Here is a 4,680-nt window from a genome sequence, read left to right on the forward strand (position 1 = left end):
GAGTCGTAGCCCACACCGACGCCGGCCACGGTGTACCCGTTCGAATGGAGATCGAGCATGCACTCCTTGTGTCCCGACGTCGACCGGTACCACAGGTCGTAGAAGGTCTGGGCGATCTGGTCGTCCGTGGGGGATCCCCCACCCATGTACGCCACGTTCTCGCACGCATAGGTGGCTCCCGAGTACAGGGACCTGAAGCCGTCGTCGGGCGGACCGTTGGACTCGTACGGGTCGGGCGCGGCGGACGTCACCCGCGTGGAGAAGCCGTCGTGGCTGAGCCCGCCGCGACCGATCATGTAGGCCGAGTGCTCGCGGGCCTTCGTGCGGAGTCCGGCGTGCATCACGAGGGCGGCCTTGCCCACCCCGGACCTTCCGCCGTTGATCTTCTGCAGGGTCAGGACCTCGACGTTGGCCGTGCGCGACGTGGACGCCGCGGCAGGCACGGCCAGGCCCGCCCCGATCAGGGCGGTGACGGCGAGAGCGGTCCAGGTACGTGAACTCATCGGTACAAGTATCGGCACCGTTCCACGTTCCTGCACCCCCCCGTTGGGACCACGTCACGCACCGCCCGGCCGGACCGGTCAGCCCGACCCCCGGGGGCCTGGCTACAGGTTGGCGCTGGCCGCGTCGAGGAGCTCGGCGAAGCGCTGCCGGGCCTCCTCGCGCCGGGTGGGGACGTGCTGGGACGGCACATCCCGGGGCTCGTACCCCTTCAGGACCTGGCGGGCGACCGTCATCCGGTGCACCTCGTCCGGACCGTCGTATATCCGTCCGGCCCGGGCCGCCCGGTACATGTGCTCGAGCGGGAGGTCGGTCGAGAATCCGAGCGACCCGTGCACCTGGATCGCCCGGTCGATCACGTCGTGGAGGACCCGGCCGCCCCAGAACTTGATCATCGAGATCTCCTTGCGGGCGGCGGACGAACCCTCGTTGTCCATCTTCCACGCGGCGTGAAGGGTCATCAGGCGGAGCGCGTGGATCTCGGTGGCGGACTCAGCGATCCAGTTCTGGATCGTCTGCTTGCGAGCCAGGGGCTCCCCGAAGACGACGCGCGACACGGCCCGTTCGCACATCATGTCGAACGCGCGGTTGCACTGACCGATCCAGCGCATCACGTGATGGATCCGTCCGGGACCGAGGCGCTTCTGGGCGAGGACGAAGGCCTGTCCCTCGTCCCCCAGCAGGTTCTCGACGGGGACCCGGACGTCCTGGTACAGGATCTCGGCGTGACCTCCCGGCATGTCCATCGGGTGGTCGGGGTCCTCCATCGTCCCTATGTTGCGCAGGATGGTCACGCCGGGGGTGTCCGTCGGGACGAGGATCATCGACATCCCCTGGTAGGGGTGGACATCCGGGTTGGTGACCGCCATCACTATCAGCAGGTCCGAGGTGGCCCCGTTGGACGTGAACCACTTGTGCCCGTTGATCACCCATTCGTCGCCCACCCGCTCGGCGCGCGTCGAGATGACGGTGGGGTCGGCCCCGGCTCCCGGCTCCGTCATGGAGAAGGCGGACCGTATCCGACCCTCGAGCAGGGGCCAGAGCCAGCGCTGCTTCTGCTCGTCCGTGCCCGCCAGCGCGATCAGCTCTGCGTTGCCCGAGTCCGGGGCGTTGTTGCCGAAGACTATCGGCGCGTAGAAGGACGTCCCCAGGATCTCGTGCATGAGTCCGAGCTTCACCTGGCCGAACCCCTGTCCGCCGAGCTCGGGTCCGAGGTGGGCCGCCCACAGGCCCTGTCCCTTCACCTCTTCCTGCAGCGGAACGATCGCGCGTCGGAAGGCCTGAGGCGTGAGGCCGGCCACCTCGAGGGGCCAGATCTCGTCGCGGACGAAGCCGCGCATCCACTCGAGCTTCGACTCGAACTCAGGTTCGGTGGAGAAGTCCCAGGCCATCAACGCCCTCCCCGTCTGTCGGTCTCCCGACGATAGCAGCAGCCCCGTTCAGGACTGCGGACGCAGCTCGACGACGAGCTTCCGCGCCGCGTCGACGACGGCCAGGACCGTCCGCCCTCCCTCGGGGGCCTGGATGGACCCATCGAGACGCAGGACGGTGCCGTCCTCGAAATAGGCCCGCCCGTCCTCCACCCGGTCGAGCACGCCGGTGTACGGGAACTGGGTGTCTCCCTCGGGCACGATGCCGATCGACGCGATCCAGGCGACCTTCCGGTCCTGGAGCCCGATATGGACGTAGCGACCCTTGAGCTGGGCGAGCGGGACGAAGTTGTGGCCCCGGGTGGTGAAGCTCTCGACCTCGCCCTCCAGCTCGAAGCCGCTCCCGTCGGCCAGCTTGACCCCGGCCGGACCGATATCAGCCACGACCCCCTCTGCGTCCGGAACACGCTCCCGCTCGGTGACGCTGGCCGGTTCGGAGGCGCAGGCGACGGCGAGCACCATCGTCAGCGCCGTCAGCACCCGCAGCCGACGCATCGGGTCAGTCCCAGCCGGTGGCCGAGAAGTTGCCGCCGGTGAACTCGGCGACCCGGCACATGTTGGCGTCGGCCGCCTTGTTCGCGAAGGTGATCCCCTTCCCCTGAACCGAGTTGTCCTCGCGTATGGCGAAGCAGCGCCCGCTGGGGCTGAACGCGACCATGACGATCTCGTCGGGGGACGGGGTCCGGACGCCGATCTTCGTCGGACCGTCGCTCGGCCCGTCGGACACGAAGTCGAGCTCGGGCAACTCCTCCTTCAGCCTCTCGGGCGTGGCGACCCGGTAGTCGTTCGTATCGGTGTAGAGGGTCTTCGCCGCCGCGAGTGCGTCCCGCAGCGAGTTCTTGGCGTCCGTGTCCGGACCCGCTTCCTCCTCGTCCGCCGGTGCGTCCTTACCGCGGGGAGCCGAGAACGGGCTGGCGGCTGCCTCGTCGCCGCCGCCCAGCAACCTCCCTATCGTGCCGACCACGGCGTCCCCGATCGGCATCTCCACCGTCACCGGCTCCCCTGCCCGGGACACCTCGTAGGACATCGTCCGCTCGCGCACCAGGTCTCGGGTCCCTCCCTCCTGCGCGTTGCGCAGCATCTCCCGGTGGTAATCCGATCCCCGGTCGAGGTCGAGGATCCGGCGGAAGTCACGCTGTCCCTCGATATCGATCTTCTCGACCACCTTGAGGACCCGGTTCCCCCGGACGTAGAACGCCATCTTCCTGAAGTGGGAGGTCCCGGGCTCCTCCGAGACCGAGCCCTGGCCACCGCGCCGTGGGAGCGGCGGCGGGATGATGTCGAAGCGGATGATGCCCTTCGCGCGCAGGTCGGCGTCGGCGTCGGCCGACCAGGGGTCGTCCGCCGGGTTGTAGCCGATCGCGTCGGGGTTGAACTCGATCACGCCGGCGCTCTCCTCGATCGAGCGCAGGAAGTACTGGAAGGCATAGATCGCGTCCTGGGCCGGGTTGCTCCCGACGTCCAGGACCCCCTCACGGTTGACGATCGCGGCGAGCGGGGGAGCCGCCGTGTAGTCGACAACCCATCGGCCCTCGAGGAGCGCCTTGATGGCATCGGTGTCCTCCGCCGTCGACTGCAGGACCCCGAGGCGCTCGAACGCGGTCCTGTTGTTGGCGACCGCGGCCTGGATGTTGATGACGCGCACGGCGAGGGCGTCGTCGCTGACGACCCCCTCCGCGATGTCGTTCTCCCCCGCCCGGTAGACGACCGAGTAACGCATGTCGTCCTCGAACGAGCCCCTGACCTCGTTGCGCTGAGCGGGCACCTCGTGGCGGGCGGGGCGGTTCGGGCGCTCCTTGCGGGGAGGCTGGTAGTCGACCTGCTCCACGTAGGTGAAGAGCTTGCTCTCCTTCTCGGTGCGGCTGAGGGCAGCTCGCAGGCGCTGCTCAGGCCGGTCGCGCTCACCACAGGCGCCGAGCCCGAGCAGCGACAGCACGAGGAGTCCGATGGTCGCTCGCCTCATAGCTGGATGTCCTGCTCGACGACACGCCGCAGGAGCGTGCGGGGGAACGAGTAGTCCTGGTGGACGCTCAGCACGAAGAATCCCTCGTCGGTGAACCAGATGTACTGATCCTGCCTGTTCCCGGAGGTGGAGTACACGACCTGATCCCCCACCCGCAACTCCAGCGGTCGGCTCGACCCGAGCAGCTGGAGTATGGACCCGCGGAAGCGCCCCTCGCGCGGCTTGGCCAGCCGGTTGAACCTGCTTATCTGCAGGGTCGCCCGGAGCAGCTCCTCCTCGCGCAGGCTGAAGACGGCGAGGCTGTCCACGTACGGGCGCCTCACCTCCTCCACCACCTTCGAGACGTCCTCTGGGGTGACGGTCAGCCCGACGATCTGGGACGGGAAGTTGATGACGGGCGCCCTGACCGGACCTCCGCCCGGCAGGACCCGCACCGGCTCGTCACCCGTGCACCCCGTGGCGAGCAGCGCGCCGGCTGCGACCAACGCAGCCACGCGGTTGCGCATCAGCCGACCTCCAGGGTCGCGGTCGCGAACGGGATGCCCTGGTCGACGATCTCCCAGCGGCCGCCGTTGGGGAACCTCATCTCCCACTTCTCCCCCGGCTTGAGGCACGGGGAGCTGAACTGGCCGCCCTTGTCGGTGAACGAGCGGCACTGGCGCTCGCGCGTGGTGTCGCGGTTCGTCACCCGGAGCACGGATGTCAGCCGCATCTCGAGCTTGTTCCCCGGCTTGTAGAACGGGCTGTCCGCGACCAGCTCCACGTCGAAGTAGTCGACCTGCGGAG

Annotated in this window: 6 protein-coding genes; all 6 read right to left on the reverse strand. The window is 68.7% G+C overall.

The genetic code is table 11. The annotated features are described in order from the left end of the window. Positions 1–503 (reverse strand): CAP domain-containing protein (locus VM840_11565; GenBank protein ID HVL82214.1); only part of this gene is annotated, 503 nt, incomplete at its 3' end. A gap of 102 nt (positions 504–605) precedes the next feature. Next, the gene (locus tag VM840_11570; protein ID HVL82215.1) at positions 606–1,892 is read right to left on the reverse strand and encodes an acyl-CoA dehydrogenase family protein; all 1,287 of its coding nucleotides are present in this window, start codon (positions 1,890–1,892) and stop codon (positions 606–608) included. Positions 1,893–1,940: 48 nt separating this feature from the next. After that, on the reverse strand, positions 1,941–2,426 hold the full coding sequence (locus VM840_11575; GenBank protein ID HVL82216.1) for a hypothetical protein: 486 nt from the start codon (positions 2,424–2,426) through the stop codon (positions 1,941–1,943). Between the two features lie 4 nt (positions 2,427–2,430). Beyond that, positions 2,431–3,894 (reverse strand): hypothetical protein, encoded by a 1,464-nt coding sequence (locus tag VM840_11580; GenBank protein HVL82217.1) that lies wholly within the window; start codon positions 3,892–3,894, stop codon positions 2,431–2,433. After that, complete coding sequence (locus VM840_11585) at positions 3,891–4,400, reverse strand: hypothetical protein (GenBank protein ID HVL82218.1); 510 nt, start codon at positions 4,398–4,400, stop codon at positions 3,891–3,893. The genes VM840_11580 and VM840_11585 overlap by 4 nt, the downstream gene beginning before the upstream one ends. Beyond that, the coding region (locus VM840_11590) for a hypothetical protein (protein HVL82219.1) at positions 4,400–4,680 on the reverse strand (281 nt) is incomplete at its 5' end. The genes VM840_11590 and VM840_11585, both read right to left, overlap by 1 nt.

The sequence above is a fragment of the Actinomycetota bacterium genome (genome assembly GCA_035540895.1).
In the GTDB taxonomy this organism is placed as follows: Bacteria; Actinomycetota; JAICYB01; order JAICYB01; family JAICYB01; genus DATLFR01.

Excerpts from the sequence above, each read along its gene's own strand:
- VM840_11570 (HVL82215.1), bottom strand. The coding sequence starts at position 1,892 with ATGGCCTGGGACTTCTCCACCGAACCTGAGTTCGAGTCGAAGCTCGAG.
- VM840_11575 (HVL82216.1), bottom strand. The coding sequence starts at position 2,426 with ATGCGTCGGCTGCGGGTGCTGACGGCGCTGACGATGGTGCTCGCCGTC.
- VM840_11580 (HVL82217.1), bottom strand. The coding sequence starts at position 3,894 with ATGAGGCGAGCGACCATCGGACTCCTCGTGCTGTCGCTGCTCGGGCTC.
- VM840_11585 (HVL82218.1), bottom strand. The coding sequence starts at position 4,400 with ATGCGCAACCGCGTGGCTGCGTTGGTCGCAGCCGGCGCGCTGCTCGCC.